This is a genomic window from Eubacterium aggregans (assembly GCF_900107815.1).
Classification (GTDB): domain Bacteria; phylum Bacillota; class Clostridia; order Eubacteriales; family Eubacteriaceae; genus Eubacterium_O; species Eubacterium_O aggregans.
The window spans coordinates 1-20710 of record NZ_FNRK01000034.1; the positions used below are offsets into that span (position 1 = coordinate 1).

At 52.5% G+C, this 20710-nt stretch carries 22 protein-coding genes; 4 read left to right on the forward strand and 18 right to left on the reverse strand.

What is annotated here, in order from left to right; genetic code table 11:
• Window positions 1-159: 159 nt before the first annotated feature.
• Both BLW33_RS12910 and BLW33_RS12915 read left to right on the forward strand, forming a co-directional pair.
• Entirely contained in the window at window positions 160-1044 is an 885-nt protein-coding gene (locus tag BLW33_RS12910) for a LysR family transcriptional regulator (protein ID WP_090309629.1), read from the forward strand.
• Between the two features lie 85 nt (window positions 1045-1129).
• Window positions 1130-2230, forward strand: coding sequence for a glycerol dehydrogenase (locus tag BLW33_RS12915; protein ID WP_090309633.1), 1101 nt, complete (start codon window positions 1130-1132; stop codon window positions 2228-2230).
• Between the two features lie 443 nt (window positions 2231-2673).
• Here BLW33_RS12915 and BLW33_RS14415 read toward each other — a convergent pair whose 3' ends face one another.
• The 5 genes from BLW33_RS14415 to BLW33_RS12940 are packed head-to-tail and all read right to left on the reverse strand — an operon-like array spanning window position 2674 to window position 7992.
• The gene (locus tag BLW33_RS14415) at window positions 2674-3852 is read right to left on the reverse strand and encodes an NUDIX domain-containing protein (protein ID WP_242911681.1); all 1179 of its coding nucleotides are present in this window, start codon (window positions 3850-3852) and stop codon (window positions 2674-2676) included.
• A complete protein-coding gene (gene mtnA, locus BLW33_RS12925; protein ID WP_090309636.1) occupies window positions 3842-4879 on the reverse strand; it encodes an S-methyl-5-thioribose-1-phosphate isomerase in 1038 nt (345 codons plus the stop codon). The genes BLW33_RS14415 and mtnA overlap by 11 nt, the downstream gene beginning before the upstream one ends.
• The gene (gene mtnP / locus BLW33_RS12930; RefSeq protein WP_090309638.1) at window positions 4880-5638 is read right to left on the reverse strand and encodes an S-methyl-5'-thioadenosine phosphorylase; all 759 of its coding nucleotides are present in this window, start codon (window positions 5636-5638) and stop codon (window positions 4880-4882) included.
• Window positions 5638-6204 (reverse strand): cysteine hydrolase family protein, encoded by a 567-nt coding sequence (locus BLW33_RS12935; protein WP_090309640.1) that lies wholly within the window; start codon window positions 6202-6204, stop codon window positions 5638-5640. The genes mtnP and BLW33_RS12935 overlap by 1 nt, the downstream gene beginning before the upstream one ends.
• Window positions 6205-7992, reverse strand: coding sequence for a DUF2284 domain-containing protein (locus BLW33_RS12940; protein ID WP_090309643.1), 1788 nt, complete (start codon window positions 7990-7992; stop codon window positions 6205-6207).
• Window positions 7993-8244: 252 nt separating this feature from the next.
• On the opposite strand from BLW33_RS12940, the gene BLW33_RS12945 reads away from it, so the two are divergent.
• On the forward strand, window positions 8245-8937 hold the full coding sequence (locus BLW33_RS12945) for an iron-sulfur cluster assembly scaffold protein (protein ID WP_090245877.1): 693 nt from the start codon (window positions 8245-8247) through the stop codon (window positions 8935-8937).
• A gap of 11 nt (window positions 8938-8948) precedes the next feature.
• The gene (locus BLW33_RS12950; protein WP_090309646.1) at window positions 8949-9947 is read left to right on the forward strand and encodes a GGGtGRT protein; all 999 of its coding nucleotides are present in this window, start codon (window positions 8949-8951) and stop codon (window positions 9945-9947) included.
• A 113-nt stretch (window positions 9948-10060) separates the two neighbouring features.
• On the opposite strand, the gene BLW33_RS12955 is transcribed toward BLW33_RS12950, so the two are convergent.
• The 13 genes from BLW33_RS12955 to BLW33_RS13020 all read right to left on the reverse strand — a co-directional run.
• Complete coding sequence (locus tag BLW33_RS12955) at window positions 10061-10261, reverse strand: cold-shock protein (RefSeq protein ID WP_090309649.1); 201 nt, start codon at window positions 10259-10261, stop codon at window positions 10061-10063.
• 309 nt (window positions 10262-10570) lie between these two features.
• Window positions 10571-11497 carry a thioredoxin-disulfide reductase gene (gene trxB / locus BLW33_RS12960; RefSeq protein ID WP_242911682.1) on the reverse strand — a complete coding sequence of 309 codons (927 nt, stop codon included), beginning with the start codon at window positions 11495-11497 and terminating at the stop codon, window positions 10571-10573.
• Between the two features lie 9 nt (window positions 11498-11506).
• Complete coding sequence (trxA, locus tag BLW33_RS14420; protein WP_242911683.1) at window positions 11507-11830, reverse strand: thioredoxin; 324 nt, start codon at window positions 11828-11830, stop codon at window positions 11507-11509.
• 200 nt (window positions 11831-12030) lie between these two features.
• On the reverse strand, window positions 12031-13173 hold the full coding sequence (locus BLW33_RS12965; protein WP_090309652.1) for a tyramine oxidase subunit B: 1143 nt from the start codon (window positions 13171-13173) through the stop codon (window positions 12031-12033).
• Between the two features lie 43 nt (window positions 13174-13216).
• The gene (locus BLW33_RS12970; protein WP_090309654.1) at window positions 13217-14224 is read right to left on the reverse strand and encodes an APC family permease; all 1008 of its coding nucleotides are present in this window, start codon (window positions 14222-14224) and stop codon (window positions 13217-13219) included.
• A 469-nt stretch (window positions 14225-14693) separates the two neighbouring features.
• Window positions 14694-15053 carry a P-II family nitrogen regulator gene (locus BLW33_RS12985; RefSeq protein ID WP_090309663.1) on the reverse strand — a complete coding sequence of 120 codons (360 nt, stop codon included), beginning with the start codon at window positions 15051-15053 and terminating at the stop codon, window positions 14694-14696.
• Between the two features lie 57 nt (window positions 15054-15110).
• Entirely contained in the window at window positions 15111-15983 is an 873-nt protein-coding gene (locus tag BLW33_RS12990) for a helix-turn-helix domain-containing protein (protein ID WP_090309666.1), read from the reverse strand.
• A gap of 318 nt (window positions 15984-16301) precedes the next feature.
• Window positions 16302-17432, reverse strand: a complete 1131-nt coding sequence (locus tag BLW33_RS12995; protein WP_090309669.1) for an NAD(P)/FAD-dependent oxidoreductase — start codon at window positions 17430-17432, stop codon at window positions 16302-16304.
• Complete coding sequence (locus BLW33_RS13000) at window positions 17429-17755, reverse strand: (2Fe-2S)-binding protein (protein WP_090309672.1); 327 nt, start codon at window positions 17753-17755, stop codon at window positions 17429-17431. Before BLW33_RS13000 ends, BLW33_RS12995 begins: the two co-directional genes overlap by 4 nt.
• A 1-nt stretch (window position 17756) precedes the next feature.
• Window positions 17757-19367 (reverse strand): FAD-dependent oxidoreductase, encoded by a 1611-nt coding sequence (locus BLW33_RS13005; protein ID WP_090309675.1) that lies wholly within the window; start codon window positions 19365-19367, stop codon window positions 17757-17759.
• Window positions 19364-19690 (reverse strand): (2Fe-2S)-binding protein, encoded by a 327-nt coding sequence (locus tag BLW33_RS13010; protein WP_090309678.1) that lies wholly within the window; start codon window positions 19688-19690, stop codon window positions 19364-19366. The genes BLW33_RS13005 and BLW33_RS13010 overlap by 4 nt, the downstream gene beginning before the upstream one ends.
• 16 nt (window positions 19691-19706) lie before the next feature.
• The gene (locus BLW33_RS13015; RefSeq protein ID WP_090309681.1) at window positions 19707-20096 is read right to left on the reverse strand and encodes a Rid family hydrolase; all 390 of its coding nucleotides are present in this window, start codon (window positions 20094-20096) and stop codon (window positions 19707-19709) included.
• A gap of 325 nt (window positions 20097-20421) precedes the next feature.
• On the reverse strand, window positions 20422-20710 hold a 289-nt coding region (locus BLW33_RS13020; RefSeq protein ID WP_143032649.1), incomplete at its 5' end, for an integrase core domain-containing protein.

Genomic DNA, 20710 nt, shown 5'->3' on the forward strand with positions numbered 1-20710 from the left:
TGGTGATTCCTTATATTTTGGGCATTTTCTGAAAGTTGTTCATTGCATTACCAGTGAAACAAGGGGTTTGTGGATAAAACTACGAAAACTCAAGTTTGATCTGATATTGCATTTTTGATTCATTTCGTATATTCTATTAAGTTAGTGAGGTAAATTGAAATGAATATTAATTATGAACATTATAAAGTTTTCTACAATGTTGCCAAACAAGGCAGCATTACCATGGCCGCCCATAAGCTCTATATCTCCCAGCCTGCGGTCAGCAAATCCATTGCACAGCTGGAAAAAGAGCTGGGTTGTCCCTTATTTATTCGGCATTCTACGGGAATGACCCTTACCCCAGAGGGCGAATTACTTTACTCCCATATTGCCATCGCTTATGAGGAAATTGCCTTAGGAGAAAGCCAACTCCAAAGTTTACGTTTTCCCAAATCGGATATGCTGCGCATTGCGGCGGATGACTTGGCGATTCGATATCTTTTGGGGCCAAAACTCCATCATTTTATTCGAGAATTTCCAACACATCCCCTTACCCTTAAGCAAGGAACACCTGACCAAGTGACTGAAATGGTCCGCCAGGGAACCGTCGATTTGGGCTTTACTATTTTCCCCCAGGAGCATTTTCCAGATCTCGATACTTTACCCCTCGGCTCCTACAAAGGAGTTTTCATCGCCAGTCCAGAATATATTCATCCAGACTCAACAACTTTTGATCTTGCGGATTTGATTGAACATCCCATTATTTATTCTTATAATAACACCTCTGCTGCTCATTATCTCTATACGCTGATGGGTCAACAAAATATTGAGCCTTGCTCTTTGATGGAAGTCGGAACCACCGATCTTGTGGAGGACTATGTGCTGCATGGCTGTGGTATTGGAATAACCTTACACCACCTTGTCACCGCAAAACTGGAACAGAAGTCTCTGATCTCCCTGATGACCTCCTTTCAGCTCCCCCCCATTGAACGCGCCATTATTTTACGCAAACACGAAAAACGCACCTCTCTAATCACAAATTTTTTAAACACCTTCTTTTGTTAAATGTGTTTGTTAAATACCAATTAAAGTCTATCTTTCCTTTTCAAAAAGTTATATAATAAAGATATAAAATATTAGGAGGCTTCTCATGGAAAAAATCATTCAATCTCCCGGTATGTACATTCAAGGTGCTGGTGAAATTGCAAAGCTGCCCCAACGGGTCAAAAACTTTGGTGATGCTGCCCTAGTCGTTCTCAGCGGCACGATGATGCGTACCCGTAACGATGGGTTAAAAGCAGATTTTGAGACAGCTGGTGTCAAATACGTCTCTGAAAAATTTGGTGGCGAATGCTCTCAAACCGAAATTAATCGTCTGCGTAAACTGGTACAAGAAAACGATCTGAAGGTCGTGGTCGGTGTCGGCGGAGGAAAAACCCTGGATACTGCAAAAGCAGTTGCCCATTATGAAGGTCTCCCCGTAATCATTGCACCGTCTATCGCATCCACTGATGCTCCTTGCTCTGCCCTTTCTGTGATATACACCGATGATGGTGTCTTTGAATCCTATTTAGTTTTGCCAAAAAATCCAGAAATCGTCATTATGGATACGGATATTATCAAGGCCGCTCCTGCCCGTCTCTTTGTCGCAGGTATGGGGGATGCCCTGGCAACTTATTTCGAAGCTCAGGCAACCTATGATTCCAATTCTCTGGTAATGTCCGGTGGACATGTCACTAACTCCGCCCTTAAACTAGCCCGTCTATGTTACGATATCCTAATCGCTGATGGACTGAAAGCTAAACTTGCCTTGGAACGCGGTGTTTGCAGTGCGGCAGTAGAAAATGTTATTGAAGCCAATACCTACTTAAGTGGTGTTGGTTTTGAAAGTGGCGGACTGGCCGCAGCCCACGCCATTCACAATGGTCTGACCGTTTTACCGGAATGTCATGAAATGTACCATGGCGAAAAGGTTGCCTTTGGAACCTTAGCTCAGATGATCATGGAAAATCGCTCTGACGAAGACCTGGAAGAGGTTCTGGAATTCTGTGTGTCCCTCGGTCTGCCTGTGACCTTAAAGGAACTGGGCTGCACGGATGCCACCCCGGAAAAGATTATGGCTGTTGCCGAAGCTTCAACCGCTGAAGGTGAAACCATCTATAACATGCCTACCGAAGTAACCGCCGACAGCGTCTATGCCGCCATTATGGCTGCTGATGCTTTAGGGACTTGGTATCTCGGGGAAGAATAAGTAAGTCGTGTAGCTGGATATTCAAAAACCACCGCCCTCAAACGGGGCGGTGGTTTTTTTAATATCCAGTATTAGTTTTTAAAGAGGGTTTGCGGGGGTTTTGCTTTAACTGGGATGAAGTAGATATTCGTTCCGCTTCTGTTAGCTTTCAAAGTAGACATTCGTTCCGCTTCGCTTCACTCATTCACGGCTGTGCCGTGTAGAAATAGAACCGCTAAAGCCTTTTTAAAAGCAAGTTTTTAACAGGCTGCACCGGTTCTATTTCTATACTTTTGTTAGCTTCCGCGCAAAAAAAGGGCCGGCAACATCTCTGCTACCGGCTAAAATAAGGAAAAGAAATGAAAATGTTCGGGAAAAACCCCAAACGATTGACATCTATATGGTATACCCCTCTTGCTCAAAAAGCAAGGCTTTTGGTGCTGATTTTTTTATTTTAAGGAATTTTAAGATATCATGTGTCGGATTACGGCCTCATCCCCTGGACAGAAGGGGTAGTCGAGCATTTCCTCTGGCCGGACCCAGCGCATATCCTGGTGAACCTTCATGCTCGGTGTTCCACTGATAATTTTTGCTGTGATAAAGGTGAGGGATACCCTTTGATCGGGGTAGGTATAACTGGCATGATCGTATACCTCGCCACAGCAGATTTTGATGTCAAGCTCCTCCTGACATTCCCGGACTAGGCATTCTTTCACCGTTTCACCTGGCTCCATTTTCCCTCCTGGAAATTCCCAGAGATTTCCACAGCTTCCCCCTGGCCCCCGCCGGCAGATTAAAATATGTCCATCTCCATCCTGGATGATGGCTGCTGCGACGGATACGATATTGCCGGGTTTCCCGGATTTTTCTTTCACAATGGGGTCCAGACTGTGGCGAACCTTTTGACAAAAGGCAAGGGGGCTCTGACTCCGCCAATACCAATCGGCATTCACTTCGAAGGATAGGGTATCCATCCCCACGTCTTGAATCTTCGGGACAATCTGATGAAAGGGGATGTTCCCTTCCCCAGGAATCCAATGACGATCCAGGTGTCCATCATTATCCGATAGATGCATGGCCTTCATACGCTCTCCAAAGGTATTCAGCAGATGCCCGCGACCACAGTGAAGCATATAGTCATGGGAGGAGTCGTAGCACATGCCAAAATGCTCAGTCTGAATGTGGTCCAGCAGCCAGGTGAGCAGATACTGGCGGGATACATTTTCTACCGCAATATCCACCCCATATTTTTCGCCTGCCTCGGCCAAAGTGCTAAAGAAGCGGAGGCCGTTTTCCATCTTAAAGGGACCCAAATCCAAATCATTGGTATGGACAACTAGGGCAGGGACATTAAAACGCCTGCAATCTGCCACAAAGCCACAAAGCCGATCTAAGAGGGGCTTCGATTCCCTGGCATTCTTTTCCCATATCTCATTATAGCCCATAAAGGGGGCATGGAAGTTGGTAATCTCCAGACCCAGCGTCCTGACCATGTCAGGCATGGACTCCTTTGGGATACGGACTGGTTCAAATTCATCCTCCCAGGAAAGCATCACCTCATCGAATCCGGCTTCTTTAATGATGTCCAGGCGTTCCTGAAAGGGCTGAAAATATCCAAACCACGAAAAAATGCTATATCGCATGGTTTAGCTCCGGAATATGGATATCATAAGGGGGGTACACCACGCCCTTTTCGGTGATAATGGCGGTCACATTTTGATGGGGGGTCACATCGAAGGCTGGATTCTCCCGAGCCACTCCCTTTGGCGCAATGCGCTGTCCTTTAATGACGCTGATTTCCAGAGGGTCCCGATTTTCGATGACGATGTCCTCCCCACTCCACATATCAAAATCAATGGTGGAGGTGGGCGCAGCCACATACATGGGAATACCATGGGCCTTAGCCAGCACCGACACCGAGTAAGTTCCGATTTTATTGGCCACATCACCATTGCGGGCGATGCGGTCTGCTCCGACGATGACACAGTCGATTTTGCCCTGCTTCATCATCCAGCCTGCCATATTATCGGTAATCAAGGTGACGGGAATCCCATCCTTATGAAGCTCGTAGGCGGTGAGCCGGGCCCCCTGAAGGAGGGGACGCGTCTCATCAGCATAAACGGAAATGTTCTTTCCGTCTTCCCAGGCTGCCCGAATAACACCCAGGGCGGTTCCATAATCGGCGGTAGCTAGGGCACCTGCATTGCAATGGGTCAAAATGGTATCCCCTCGATGGATCAGCTTAGCACCATGGGCTCCCATGGCCCGGCACATAGCAATGTCTTCGGCACAAATGGCATCAGCCTCTGCCATAAGGGCTTTTGCCACCGCCTCTGGTGTTCCATCCCCACAATCCTTTAAGGCTGCGTCCATTCGATCGATGGCCCAAAAGAGATTGACTGCCGTAGGACGAGTGCCCCGGAGATAAGCCATGGCTCCATCCATTTCGGATAAAAATGCGTCCCTGGGTAGTGAGGCGAACTCTCTGGCCGCCAGGGCAACGGCGTATCCAGCGGTGACCCCAATAGCTGGGGCCCCACGAACGACCATGGTGACAATGGCCTCCCCCACCGCCCGATAATCGGTATAGCTTCGGATGACTTCCTCCGTTGGCAGAAGGGTTTGATCTATGAGCTTTAGCGCACCATCTTCAAAATAAACGGGTCGCATTTACTTCCTCCCGATTCGTTCAATCATACGGAAGATGAGGGCTTTCACCTTTTCATTGTTCTCCGCCAACACCTTGAGTACCTGCTCCTCGGTCACCGGAGGAATCCCAGGCTTATCCTTTAAACCCGCATCATAATCGGTAACCAGGGCCACATTGATCACTGGAATTGCCTTTTCCATGCAGAGATAAGCTTCGGGATACTGGGTCATATTGATAATATCCGCCCCAAAGCCGGCGTACATCCGGCTTTCTGCCCGGGTGGAGAACCGGGGGCCGTTCACCACCACAGTGGTTCCGCCGTCGTGGACGGTAATTCCCAGCTTTTGAGCCTCCTCAATGGCATAGCTCCGAAGCCTTTGATCGTAGGGGTCTGCGGCGCTGAGATGGACCACCTTGGGGCTTTGGAAAAAGGTATCCTTCCGCCCAGCGGTCATATTGATGTATTGATCCGTCACCACGAAATCCCCGGGTTTAAAGTCCTCCCGAAGGGAACCCACACAGCAGGGCGAGATCAATGCTTTGACCCCAAGCTGTGAAAAGACATCAATATTGGCCCGATAGTTGATTTCACTGGGGCTTAGGGTATGCCCTTTCCCATGGCGAGGCAAGAAAGCAACGGTCTTTCCCCCCACACTCACCAGGCTGACCGCATCCGAAGGCTTCCCGTAGGGTGTGTCAACATCGATGCGTCGGACGTCACCGCCCAACTCGTACAAACCAGACCCCCCAATGACTCCAATATCTGCCGAATAGTACATCACGCTTCCTCCTCTTTTACCACGTTGAATCCCAATGTTTCTTTAAAATGTGCCAGGGCCCAGGTGTGCCCCAAGGCGTTAAAACTGGCCACCCGATTGTCGTGTACCGTGACGGGGTAGCCTAAATTATAGGCACTGATGGCGGTGTGCAGCACACAAATATCCGTACACACCCCGGTAATTTCCAGGCTATCCACCCCATACTGGCGCAGCAACTGATCTAAGGGGGTTCCCTCAAAACAGGAATATCGAAACTTATCCAGCCAGAATATCTGCCGATCCACAAGCTCCCCATTAGCCTCTAAAAGGGCCCCGGTCCTGCCGTAGACCCGCCGTCCGGGGCTCCCCTTTATATTGTGTGGCGGAAAGAGTCGGGATTCCGGATGGGTATGATCCCCTTCCAGGTGGAGATCGTTGACCACAAAAACCAATCCGCCCTCTGCCAGGGTCTCTCCTACAGCCTGGGCGATGGCGCCATCGATGCCCTGGGCGGGTTTCCCAGCGGTCAAGCATCCATCTTCGGCCACAAAATCATAGGTATAATCAGTGATAATGAGCGCTTTCATTTAGTACGCCTTCTTCCAACCTCCCTTTTCAGGGGACTCGCTTTCTTCCTGCAAATCTGCCTTAAAGCCCAACCATTTGTATTTTGAATCATCCTCTTCCTCTGGAGTGATATCCTCTGGCTGAGGTGATGGCTCTGGATGAGCCGCTGGTGCAGGCACTGGTGCTTCTGGCTCTGCCGGGGCCACCACCTCCGGTGCGGGTGGCTCATCGGCTACCACGGCCTGGGCGATACTTAAGGCAGCCCCTAGGACATCCTTAACACTGGATGCATCTAAAAACTCAATGGGTTCCGGTTCCAGTTCCGGCTCCGGCCGTGGTACCACTGGTGCTTGTGCCGCTGGTACTGGCGATGCGTCCGGCAGATCATGGGCTGGCTGAGGCGATGCCGGGGCAGCTGGGACCGCTTCCTCCGGTTCAATGCTAATGCCCAGCTTCGCCGCTAAAAAGGCTTCGGCCTCGGCCTCGCTCATATCCGCCATTTGAGCACGAAGTGCCCGCTCGAATTCATCCCGAATTTGGGCTTTTTTATCCATCGCTCCAGAAGCTGCCCCTCCTGGGGCCTTCGTCTGTACTCCCTCACTTTGAAAATCCTTGAGAGCCTGCTCCACCTGGGCCTGCTCAGTTGTTGATGAAGTCCCTACAGATTCCTCTGGGGTATGCACATCGCCACCTTGCTCTGCAGCCTCCTGGGCGGCCTTTTCCTCTTCTGACAGGCTGAATTTTGGAATGGGCCGGGCGTACATCATCTCGTCTGCTTCATCGGCCGATCGCTTAAAGCCCAGCCATTTGAACTGGCTGTCGTCCTCCTCATCCGGAGCGACTAAGGGGCCATCGGTAGGATCAAATACCGGGTGGGACACCTCTCGTTGCGGATTGGGCGGCTCTGCCGATACGGCTTCCATTTCCGGTGCAGCCTCTGCTGGTGGATCGGGATATTCATCATCCCCCTCAGCCCAGGGACGATCCTTCACATAATCCCCGCTGTCTAAGGCTTCACTTTTAAACCCAATCCAGCTTTGCTTTTTTGCGTCCTCTGACTCGATTTCCTGCTGCATCAGCTCGTTGGCCTGATTATCCAGCCAGCTTTCCAGCCGCTTAGCTTTGGGTTTATCTTCCCCACCCAAGATGGTTTCCCCAGCTTTTAAATAGCTGCGCTTGGCATCGGGAAAGTGCCTTTTTATCACATCCAGGGGAATCTTATTGTTGGTCAACACCGCCATGACCGTGGAGAGTTTTTCCGGTAAATGCCCTTCTCTGGGCCATTGGAGCAGTAAGCCAATTTCAAATTTGCAAATGGCATCCACATCGAAGCCCAGGGATTCCAGGGAAAAACGCATTAATTCCGGATGTCGGCATTTTTGACCCTTGGGACGGGCACAGCCTTCTCCCGACAAATCACATATATGGCAGTTCCCTGGCATTAGGGTCAGGGTCCCTGGAATTTTTTCCTCCAACTCCAGCAGACTCTTCCAGGATTCTACCTTCATAACATTATTGACTTCCGTACAATAATCCCCACAGGCCTTGATGCCAATGATTTTCTGACGATCGCTTTTGGGAATGGTATATTCCCGGCCAATGAGGATCATATATTTAAACTCATTCAAAAAAATTGTTTCACTAAAGCCATATTCCGGGCAGGACCAGTACTGGCCATAATTTGGGCAGCGCTTGCAATACCCCCGGGTTTTTCTTAAGGTATGGTATTCGTCCAGCATCTTTTCCATGGGGACGGCACCGGAACTGAATTTATGGGTATACTCCATCATAACACCTCGACTCATCATTCATTGGTTGATTGCATACTAATATACTCTATATTTTACTCTATCTTTTCGGGGACATCAACTGAAGTTTTTGACCTGCACAGATAAGATTTCAGCATGGGTTTCCCTTTACCTTGCTTCATTTTTGTCCCAGCGGGACAAAAAATTCGAAATCACAAAAAATTACCATTCTATTTTCCTTTGATTCATATTATAATGAGGGCGAAGAAAAATTCAACCAATAATCGTTAAATTTTGAAGGGAGTTTTGTGAATGGAATATTCTCAGGAAGTAAAAAACATGTGCTGTGTCGCGAGTAATGCGAATCACGGTGCCGCCCCGATCCCGGAAGAGGGTCAGTGGGTTCAGTCGAAGGAAGTATCCGATATCTCAGGCCTTACCCATGGTACCTGCGGCTGTGCTCCACAGCAGGGAACCTGTAAGCTGACCTTGAATGTCAAGGAAGGCATCATCCAGGAAGCGCTGATTGAAACCATCGGCTGCTCCGGTATGACCCACTCAGCCGCTATGGCCGCTGAAATCCTGCCCGGTAAAACCATTTTAGAAGCTTTAAATACAGACTTAGTCTGTGATGCCATCAATGGTGCCATGCGTGAATTATTCCTGCAGATCGCCTATGGTCGTACCCAGACTGCCTTCTCCGAAAATGGCCTGCCTGTCGGTGCTGGTTTAGAAGACCTGGGTAAGGGCTTAAGAAGCCAAACCGGGACCACCTACGGAACCCTGGATAAAGGACCCCGTTACCTGGAAGTGGCAGAAGGCTATATCAAACAGCTGGCCCTCAATGATCATGACGAAATCGTCGGTTACTCCTTCGTCCATCTGGGCAAAATGATGGAAAACATCAAAAAGGGCGTTGATCCCAAGGAAGCCTACGAAGCCGCTTCTGGCCAATACGGACAATTCGATGGTGCTGCCAAGTACATCGATCCACGGGAACAATAGGAGGTTAAACGATGGCATTATTTGAAAGTTACGAAAGAAGAATCGATAAAATTAACACGGTCCTTGCCGAAAACGGCATCGCTTCCCTGGAAGAAGCTAAGCAGATTTGTGATGATCAGGGTGTCGATGTGGCTGAAATTGTCAAGAGCATCCAGCCCATCTGCTTCGAAAACGCTTGCTGGGCTTACACTTTGGGTGCCGCCCTAGCCTTCAAGAGAGGCGCTAAAAGTGCTGCAGAAGCGGCAGCCATCATCGGAGAGGGCTTACAGGCTTTCACCATCCCTGGCTCCGTTGCAGAACAACGTAAGGTTGGCTTAGGCCACGGTAACCTTGGGTCCATGCTGCTGTCCGAAGAAACTGAATGCTTTGCCTTCCTGGCAGGTCACGAATCCTTTGCTGCCGCTGAAGGGGCCATCGGGATCGCCCGTTCTGCCAACAAGGTCCGTCAGAAACCCCTTCGGGTTATCTTAAACGGGTTAGGCAAGGATGCTGCTTTAATTATCTCTCGGATTAATGGCTTTACCTATGTGAAAACAGACTATGACTACTACACCGGAGAATTAAAGGAAGTCAGCCGTACCGCTTATTCTGACGGTGAACGTGCTGCCGTGAACTGCTACGGTGCCAACGATGTGCGTGAAGGTGTGGCCATCATGCATAAGGAAGGGGTCAATGTCTCCATCACCGGGAACTCCACCAACCCCACCCGCTTCCAGCACCCCGTTGCCGGTACCTATAAGAAGGAATGTATCGATCAGGGCAAGAAGTACTTCTCAGTCGCTTCTGGCGGTGGTACAGGCCGTACCCTCCATCCCGATAACATGGCTGCCGGTCCAGCTTCCTACGGAATGACCGACACCATGGGCCGGATGCACTCCGATGCCCAATTTGCCGGTTCTTCCTCTGTGCCTGCCCATGTTGAAATGATGGGACTCATTGGCATGGGGAATAACCCCATGGTTGGGGCCACTGTTTCTGTCGCTGTTGCGGTTGAAGAAGCTGGTAAATAAATAAAAACTTAAAAATGGCTAGAAATAGCCATTTTTTTTATGCTGACAAAACAGAAAATAGCGGCATTAAAAAAAGGCCAGATTTCTCTGACCTTTTTTACAGTCTCGATTGACTATGCGCGGGAAACGTTCGTTGCCTGCAGGCCGCGTGGTCCCTTTTCGATATCGAAAGTAACAGCGTCCCCTTCGTTTAGGGTCTTAAAGCCACTCCCAGTGATTGCGGAAAAATGTACGAATACATCTTCGCCATCTTCTCTAGAAATAAAACCAAAACCCTTGTCACCATTAAACCATTTTACTGTACCATTATTCATTGTTGGTACCTCCTATAAAAAATTTATATCCTCAATCGTAAAATAAAAAACACATATTTTTGTAAAGCTTCTTTGCTTAGTTGGTTGACTTAAGCAAATAAAAAGATTTACAAAAATATGTGAAATCAATTGATACTCTCTTAAATACACTCTTATTATAGCCTGATTTTACGTCGTTGTCAAGCTTTTTATTTTTAAGAATTCTCCTAAAAATGCTCTCTTTCCTTCATTAAAAAAGCTCTGTACACCCCGGTACAAAGCTTTTTTAAAACAATAAAACTATCTATCGTCGTAAACGGATTTTATCCTTTATTCAAAGGTAACTAAATAATCTTCAATATATTTTGATGCTGTTGCGCCGTCAGCAGCAGCCGTAATAATCTGTCTAAGGGCCTTGGTTCGAACATCCCCTACAGCGTAAACACCAGGCAAATTGGTCTTTGTGGACTCATCCGCCACAATGTAACCCTGGGGATCCAAATCAATCTGACCGTTGACCAAATCCGTATTAGGGATGCGTCCCACGGCTACGAAAATACCATCACAGGGTAAATAACTCTTGATCCCAGTTTTAATATTTTCAATTTCTGCACCATTGACCACCTCACCATAATCAATATGGGAAATTTTAGAATCCCACAAAATTTTGATATTTTCTGCCCGTTCTAAGGGTCTCAAGTAGGTCTTGGTCGCCCGAAGGGAATCCCGACGATGGACGATGGTAACACTCTTACAAATTTTAGAGAGGAATAGTGCATCGGCGACAGCAGAGTTTCCCCCACCGACTACGAGTACATTGCGATCCTTATAAAACATCCCATCACAGGTAGCACAATAAGCAACCCCTCGTCCAATGAGGCCTTCTTCGCCCTCAACCCCCATTTGTCTGGGAGAGGCCCCAGTGGCAACAATGACGGTTTTGCTCTTAAAGGTCCCTTCGCTGCTGACCACCGTTTTAATGGATCCATTCAATTGGAGGAATCGGACTTCACCCAAAACAGTTTCAGCCCCGAAGCGTTCGGCAGATAATTTCATCTTCTCACCTAGATCAAAGCCATCTACGCCGTCTTCGAATCCAGGATAATTATCCACCTGACTCGTTGTTGCCATCTGTCCACCTGCCGAAAGCTTTTCAAGGACTAGGGTTGACATACAGGCTCTGGCACAATATAAAGCGGCGCTATATCCACCTGGTCCGCCACCAATAATGATGACATCATAAATTTTTTCTGCCATAACAACCTCCTAAATTCCCTGGGACGCAAGCCAAGCATCCACATCCGCTTTGGATTTCGGTGCCTCGGATAAGGGGCCGGGTTCGCCGTTCTTAAAGAGGATGAGGGTGGGGATCATCTTTACTCCGAATTGTTCCTTCAATTCCGGAGCATCATCCACATTGACCTTGACAACGGCGACCTTGCCCTCCATCTGCTTCGCCACAATATCAATGACGGGGCTCAAGCGGCGGCAATAGCCGCACCAGAGGGCCCAAAAATCTACCAAAACCGGACGGTCCGCTTCCAGGACGGCTTCCATAAAATTCGCGCCTGTCACATCTAAGATTTGCATAACAACCTCACTTTCATACTTCAATCATTTCGTTCTTCCATTGTTTGCCTTACCTTAATTATAAGCAATTCCGAGGATTTGTCAATAGATATGTAATTTATTCAAGTACATTTTAAGGTCCCTCTAACGCCAAAACGCCGAAGGGCTGATAATCTAATCCCTTCGGCATTTCTTGACATTTGCTATTCTATTTTTAATGTTTAATAAAGATAGGGCGTATCCCAGAGATTCAGCTTCTTTCCGATGCCTTCGGCCATCGCCCGATCATAGACTTCCTTCCCCCAAGCCACATCCTCGACGGGCATCCCGCCGATGGAATAGATGATAACTTGGTCATCATCCCTTCGTCCAGGCTTTTTACCATTGAGAATGGCCCCAAGATCCTCGATCCGGTCCTTCTTAAGCTTGCTGTCATGGACCATGTCCATAAATTTGCACCCTGGGATGTACACCGTGTTGTAGGTGGGATAGGGATATTCCTCTGCCCAGGCTTCGTAGAGGGCGATATTATCCACCACCAGCTTGGTGTCTTCCTTGGCGATGAAATCATCGTCAAAATCCGCGGCGCCGGGGACACAGAAGAGGGCGCCGGGCTTAATCCACTCGGTTTCCACATGGGGATAGGCGGAGGGGCCATCCCCCATGGCGGTGGAGGTGGCGAAGCTGAGGATGTCTGAATCCCTCACGCATTCCTCTAAGGTATCCACCACGATGATATTGGTAAACTGGGGGCATTTTTCCTTCACATAGGCGATACAGCGGTCGATGGCCGCCTGACCACGCCCCTTAATCTTGAGGGTGTCCAGGGTGGGGCGCAGCTTGGCGAAGGTCTCCACGGTGGTGGTGTTGATGACTCCTGGCCCCACGATTCCCAGGACCTTGGCGTCCTCCACAGCCAGATTCTTCACACCGACGCCTGGAATGGCGGAGGTCCGATAGGAGCTTAAGAGATTGGCCGACATCAGAGAAAGGGGTGCGCCGGTTTCCTTGTCGTTGAGCATGACCATGAGGATGGAGCGGGGCAGGGCCTTCTCCCGATTGTCCACATTGGAGCCGTACCATTTCATCCCGGCGATGTCAAACTTGCCGCCCACGTAGGCGGGCATGGCCATGAAACGGCGGTCCGGGCCGTCCTTGGGCATATTGGGGAAGTCGGATTCCTCGGGGAAGGTGACCATGCAGCCGTGGGAGTTGCCATTCTCGCCGCCCATGCGATAGTCCCCCTGATCCAGAATTTTCAGCAGCTCCTCCATGCAGTCGGTGCAGGCCACCACATCGTCGACGCCAGCCTTTAACATATCTTCTTCATTTAAATACAGAAAATCAACCTGTGGATAACTCATTGTCATTCTCCTTTTATCTTAAACGATCTTTGTACAGTATGTGTTATTTTGGTTCATATTCCAAAGCCGGACGCATCTTTCCGGTTTTGGGGTCGTTGTACACCGGGTATAGCTCGTTTTCCATGGCCATGACCTCCTCCACCGCATAGGGCTTGAAGAGGGGCTTTTTCATGACACCCTTGACCCAGCCCACGGCGAAAACCATGAGGACCGCCATGATAATGCCGCAGACGCCGTAGATACTCAGGCGAACCGCCGGATCACCGTCGATGTTCCAGATCATCCAGGCGATGCCGATGCTCCCCAGAATAGGCAGAATCGGTCCCCCGGGTACCTTAAAGGTCCGGGGCGCCTTAGGCAGACGCTTGCGCAGAATGAGAACATTGACGTGGGAAATAATGTAGGCTGCCATCCAGAACACCGTCCCGGTGAGGATGAGGAAGGACAGGGAGCCGGAGGTGGACAGCCCCGTGGCGTTGATGATCAGGATAATGCCGCCGAAGAGGAGAATCCCAATCCAGGGGGCGCCGTAGCGGTTGGACTTCATGAAGAAGGCCGGAAGCAGGCCGATTTTGGCCATCCCCTTGGCGATATAGGCCAGGGAGGAAATGACGGTATTGACACTGCTCACCACCGCCAGCACCGAGACCAGGGCCATCCAGTAGGTGCCCACAGGCCCCAGCAGCAGGGTGCCGTAGAGGACATGAGGGGCAGTGCTTTCCCCCAGCTCCGCCCAGGGCGTGTAGTTTTTAAAGCCGATGACCATGAGGATCTGCATCACCAGGATGAGCACCAGGCCGATGACCATGCCCAGGGGCACCTTCTTTCTGGGATTATCCACCTGGTTGGCGATGGGGATGACGTACTCACACCCAATGAAGAGGAAGAAGGCCAGCCCACACAGGGAGGTCACATCGAAGAAATTGGAGGAGAGCACAGCGGGCTGGACCACCGGAGTGCCCGGGGCCGCCTTGATGGTGCCCAGAAGCCCCATGATGGTCAGGGAGCCCACCAGACCGTAGGCCACCACGTTCTGGATCTTGGCGAACATGTCCACCCCCCCGCAGGTTGATGGCAATGAGGATGACCAGGAGAATCACGCAGTACAGACTGCCGGAGATCCCCGCATCGGGGAAAACGCTGTTGAGGGTATTGCCGAACATCGCCGTTTCTGCACTGGCGATCATGGTGTTGCACACCAGGTAGCCCCCCACCATGACGACGATGGTCACGAAGGGCCCCATGCAGGCCAGGGTGTACTGGGCCAGCCCACCGGTTAAGTTGGGCATCACGGCATTGAGCTCCGAAACGGACAGGGCGAACAGGATGTTAAGGATACAGGCGATGACCATGGACCAGATGAAGGTCACACCGATGGCCGAGGAGCCGATCCCCAGGGAGAGGAGGCAGCTGGTGGCCACGATGAGCCCCACACCAGTGGCGATCACACTGGGTAAACCGAGTTTCTTTTCTGTCATAATCCACCTTCTTTACGGAATACAGCCAGTCCTGGGACTGGGTCAGTGGGCCTGGGGGATCAGCGCATCGTAGCCCTCTTCCCCGGTGCGGACCCGGATGACGTTCTCCACATCGGAGACGAAGATCTTGCCATCGCCGATGTGGCCGGTGTACAGCTCCTCACTGACAAATTTGAGAAAGCCGGGGACATCTGCCTTGGGCAGAATGAGCATGACCATCTGCTTGGGCAGCAGGGTCGGCTCCGCCCGCTGTTCGGATTCATATTCTGGTGTCCCATACTGGACGCCGCAGCCCATGACCTGGAAAACGGTCATCCCGGTGATGCCATAACTGCCCATGGCCGACCGAAGGGTTTCGATTTTTGCATTGCTGGTGATGATTTCAACTCTTGAACATTCCATAAGGACCTCCTGATTAATCCATTTTAATTTTTATATGTCAACACCGCTGATTGGGTGTTAAACGCCATTGATGCGCTCCATGGGGGTACCGCCCCGCTGGATGAGCGCCTTCTTATAGGTCTGGGGGGACATCCCTGCAAACTTCCTGAAGGTCTTGAGCAGATGGGACTGGTCGAAGAACTCCAGATCCCCGGAAATATCCGACAGCCGCCGTTCGCTGCGCACCTCGGTGAGCACCTGCTGGAAGCGGATGATCTCCGAGAACTTCTTCGGCGACATCCCCACCCCCTGCTGGAACACCCGCCCCAGGTATCGGCTGGAGTAGCCCACCGCCTCGCTTAAATCCCCGATGGGCAGGGCCCCCCGATGCTCGGTGATGCACCGCACCGCCTGGCGGCAGATGGCCGTCTGGTTGCTGTCGATGTAGCGCTCCTGGTAACGGGGCATGTAGTAGGCCATGAAGGCCTTCACCCGGTTGATGAAGGTATCCTGGACCAGCAGGCGCTCCAGCAGCTCGTCGCCCATACCGCAGTCCCTCAGGCTTAAGCCGCCGTCGGTCAGCTCGGTCATGGGCAGCCCACCGGGCCACCAGGCCTGCCCCGGAAGGAGACGCACCCCGAAGATGACATCCCCCACCTGCAGATCATCGATGTACTCCCCGATGTCCGCCACCCGGGTGGGCGAGCCATAGAACAGGGCCTTGGCAGCCTGGGGCCGGCAGTTGATAAACAGATCAACGGAGCCGTCGGGGACCACCCTGGCCTTGTCCAACATGGTGTCATTCACCACGAAGGTGTAGCAATGGGAGATGCCGCACACCATGATTTCCATCCATTCATAGGTTTCGGCGTCCAGCACCAGCAGGGGCTGACGGGGCATCAGCAGATCGCTGCCGTTGAGGGCGTGATTGGGGGGGTGACTGTGTTCCATAGGGGGGAGTCCTTTCCGTATTGATTGAGGGGGGATGAAGTATCACTCGTTCCGGTGCTTCGCACCTGCACTCGTTCATGGCTGCGCCCTGTGAATCCACCACTGACAAGATTCTTATAAAAGCAAGCTTTTAACGAATCTTCTCAGTCGCGGCTTCATACTTCTGTTAGCTTACACGAAAAAAGACGCCCGAATTGGTGGGTTCCAATTCAGACGTCTTCGTCGTGTTTTTTATCTTGTATACATTATACGATACTGAAAGGACTTTGACTAGTAAAAAACGGTCCTGATTTACATTTTTTATGCACTGTGATCATTTTAAATCTTCGCCTGGAAGCGGTCGTAGGCGAAGGCCGCGGTGTCAATGGTGGTGGTTTCCTCCATGAGCATCTCCGCCAGGGTGTAGGCTGCGGCGGGGCCGATGCCAAAGCCATGGCCGGTGAAGGCGCAGGCCAGGTACAGGCCGGGGATTTCCGTCACGGGGCCCAGCACGGGGACGCCGTCGGCGCAGTGGTCGATCCAGCCCGCCCAGGTCCGCACGATTTTGGCCTGGGAGAGGGCGGGGAAATATTTCATAATCCCCCGGCAGGTGCAGGACCCGCCGATGCTGGTGGAGATGGGGGTGCCATCATCCTTGGCACAATCCTCCATCCCCGTGGAGCCGCCGAATACGAAGGAGCCGTGATGGCTCTGATGGCCGTAGAAGTCCGCCTCCGCCGTCCCCAGCATCTGCTCGAACATCAGGGGCTGAGCCTCGGTCACCAGGCACTCCATCTTCAGGGGGAGCATGGGGGTATCGATGCCCACCGACGCCGTGATGCGGCGGCTGTCGTAGCCCGAGGCCACCAGGACCTTGTCCCCCTCGTAGACCGCATCCGGGGTAATGACCTGGCGCAGGGCGCCCCCCACCGTGCGAAGGGCCGTCACCGGCGCCCCGGTGATGAAGGTGACACCCATGGCCCGGGCCCTGGTATAGTAGCCCAAGGTGGTGGTCAGGGGATTGGCATGACCATCCGTGGGGCACCAGCTGGCGCCGATGACCTCTTCCGAGAGATAGGGATTGATCTGGCGGACCTCCCCCCCATCGATCATGCGCACATCCAGCCCGCAGGCCACGGCCCGATCCGTCAGCCCCTGAAGAATCTTCAGATGGTCCTCGGTCTTGCCCAGGCGCAGGTTGCCCTTCTGAGTGTACTCCGTATCCACCCCCAGGGCCTCAGACAGCCCCGGCCAGAGGTTCTGGATGCCCCACATCACCATGGGCAGCTCCCGGGGATCCCGCCCGGACTGACGAACCCCGCCGCCATTGCGGGAGGAACCGCCGTTGCCAATATTAGCGCTACCCTCCAGGACGATGATATCCGTCAGGCCCTTCTTGGCCAGATAGTAGGCCGTGGCGCAACCGATAATGCCACCGCCGACGATGATGATTTCTGCTTTGGTTTTCACTTTGCCGCCTCCATTTCATTGCCTAATACCGCCATCTCCACGGGGCGCATGGGCGCCCGGCTGGTGCCCGGCTCCAGTAACGCCGGAGAGACGCCCATCTCCCGGGCCATGATACCCTTGACCAGCCGACCGCAAGTCTGCCCCTGGCAGAGGCCCATGCCGTTGCGCAGGTAGCGCCGCATTTCCGTCATGGTATAGATGCCATCATGGACCGCCCGGCGAATCTCACCCTTGGTGATTTCCTCACAGCGGCAGATCAACAGATCGTCATCCGCGCCAGGTACGAAGGGACCAATGTCCCGATTTCGATTTTGAGCCTCCATGCTAACCCTCCATTTCCACTTCGGTCACTGCCGCATCATCGCTCTTATAAAACCGTGCCGTGTCGACATAGGCCGAGGGCACAGCCATGGTCACCAGGGCCGTATGGTCGAAGGCCTTGGCCGTGCGCACCTTGACGATCTCGGCGGGGCACAGCACCCCACCATCCCGTCCCAGGGCCACGCCCACATCCCCTTCCGCAGGCAGCAGAGTGAACTCATAGGGCAGGGTAATGGCCGCCATCCCAGGGGCATAGCCCTCATCCACCAGGAAGATGGCCTGGCCGGAGCAGGAGGCCACACACATGCCGCAGCCCGTGCACTTAGCCTTTTCGTCCACCGCCGGCAGCGCCGTGATTCGCTCACCAATGGCGATACAATGCTTCACGCAGGCATCCTGACAGGGATTACAGGGAATATTCTGGGTGCATTCAATCACCGGATGGATCCCCGGCTGATGGGTCACCCCCGGGAATCGGTCCACCTCATCTATCGCGAGATAACCCCTGGTCAGCAGACTCTGGGAGATGGCGATGCCCTCCTCGGTGGTGGTAATGGCCTTCCCCCGACTCCCCGGGGCGAACATCCCCTGGCGCAGCTGGTCGAGATCGGATTCCAGCTGCACCATGGCGGCGTCCTTCTCACCCTCAGGACAGAAGCCCAGATAATCCGCGGCACAGATACCAGCCATCCGCCCTTCGATCATGGCGGAGCTGGCTTCCTCGATTCCCGAGACATCCCCGGCGGCGAATACCCCTGGGATAGAGGTCTGGCCCTCCTCGTCGATGAGGGGCACCTGACCGCCCCGGGCCGGATCGTCCACCGTGTCACAACCCGCCATTTTCAGGAGCTGGGACATGGGCGACAGCCCCACCGCGATGCAGACCGTATCCGCATCCAGATGTTTCTCGCTCCCCGGGATGGGGGCGAAGGAGGCATCCACCTCGGAGATGACCACACCGGTCACCTGGTCCTGACCCTCCACCCGGGTGATGGTATGGGAGAGATAGAAGGGCACCCCGGTCCGGGCCACCTTGGCCGCATGGACGCCGTAGCCCCCAATGCGGGGAGCGGCATCCACCAGGGCCACCACCTCACAGCCGGCCTGGAGAAGCTGGAAGCTGACCACCAGGCCCACGTTCCCGCTGCCCAGCATCAGCACCCGATTCCCCGGGCGGATGCCGTAGAGATTCATCATGGCCTGGGCCGCACCAGCCCCGATGACCCCCGGCAGGGTCCAGCCCTCAAAGGGCACCATGTTCTCCGCCGCCCCCGTGGCGACGATGATGGCATTGGCCTTGTAGTGGACCATGCCCTCCTGCTGACGTACCAGGATTTCCTTATCCAGGTACATGCCCGTCACGGTGGCGTCCAGATACACGGTGACGCCAGCCTCAGCGGCTTCCTTGAGCAATGCCTCACCGATGTCGATGCCCCGGATCTTGGCATGGTGCTCCTTGGAGCCGAAGAACTTATGGATTTGCTTAAAGAGCTGTCCGCCGGGGCGGCTGTTCTCGTCAAACACCGCAACGGATAGCCCTCGCTTCGCCCCTTCGATGGCGGCGGATAAGCCGGAGGGACCGGCCCCAATGACAATGAGATCATATCGCTTCATGCCAGACCTCCTGTCTCCTTGGCCACACAGCCATCCTGGGTGCGGACATCCATGCCCTCTGCCAGGGGCGTGACGCAGGTGCGGATATTGGGGACCCCATCCACTACCATGACGCAGTCGGTACAGCGCCCAATGGCACAGAAGATTCCCCGGGGCTCATGGCGCTTGGCGGTGTAGCGATGAATGACGACCCCCGCCGCCTTTAGAGCCATGGCGATGGGTTCGCCTTCGTAGCCCTCCATGGCCTTTCCATTAAAGGAGAAGGTCACCCGACGCCGGGCCTCCGGTTCTCCCAGGATGGGATGATTTGCAATTCGGTTCATGGCTTCCATCCTTTCCCTAATCCGCTAAGATGGCCATCAGCTCGATTTCGCAGAGCTGGGTCACTCGATTAAGGGCTGAGGTACCCACGAAGGTACACAGGGGCCGGACATCGTGAAAGAATTCGCTGTAGGCCTTGCTGACTTCCGCAGATGTGGTCATGTCGGTGAGATAAGCCTTGACGGATACCACATCGGCTGCGGTGGCGCCGGCCTGTTCCAGCAGCTTGACCTGCTTGTCAAAGATGTAGTGGGCCTGGGCGTAGGTGTCGCCTTCGCCGTAGACGGTGCCGTCGGGCTGTACCGAAGTGGTGCCCCCGACCATGATGAGCTGACCGACCTTGACCATTCGAGAATACCCGACCTTTTCTTCCAGCGGTGCTCCTGATGCATAGTTTGTTCGTTCCATTATGTGATCCTCCTCGATTTTAATTCAAAAAAATAGACCTCTGATGGAATTCATCAGACGTCTTTGTCAGCTTTACTATGGTCTTAGTTTATCGTAATGATTGGGCTGTGAATAGTAAATTTCGGACTTGTTTTTCATAATGTTGTAATGAAGAGCTGTTACTCATTCCGTTTAGCGTGCTGGAGCTTTAGTGATGGCGCTCAGACAGAAGAGTAGGTATTTATTCCATTTGTCTTGCGTGCGCTTTAGCGCTACCCCTCAGACAGAAGAGCTATTACTCATTCTGGAATTGTCAATAAAAGTTTAGTCCCATCGGCAAGGAGAATTATGCAGCAACAGTACAGTGGTAAAGTGCCCGCTTAGAGAGCGGCGGGAGACCATCGTTGGTGCTGTAAATCCGACGATGATTATAGTATTGGATATATCTAAAGATAATCGTCTTGACCATCTCCTGGGTCATCTTCATCGTATCAATACGATAAAGTTTTTCTTTCTTGAGCGTTGCGAAAAAGCTCTCCATCCGGGCGTTATCATAGCATCGACCAACACTGCTCATACTTTGGATTGCGCCCTTTGCAGCCAATGCGGTTCGGAAGGCTGTGCTTGTAAATTGC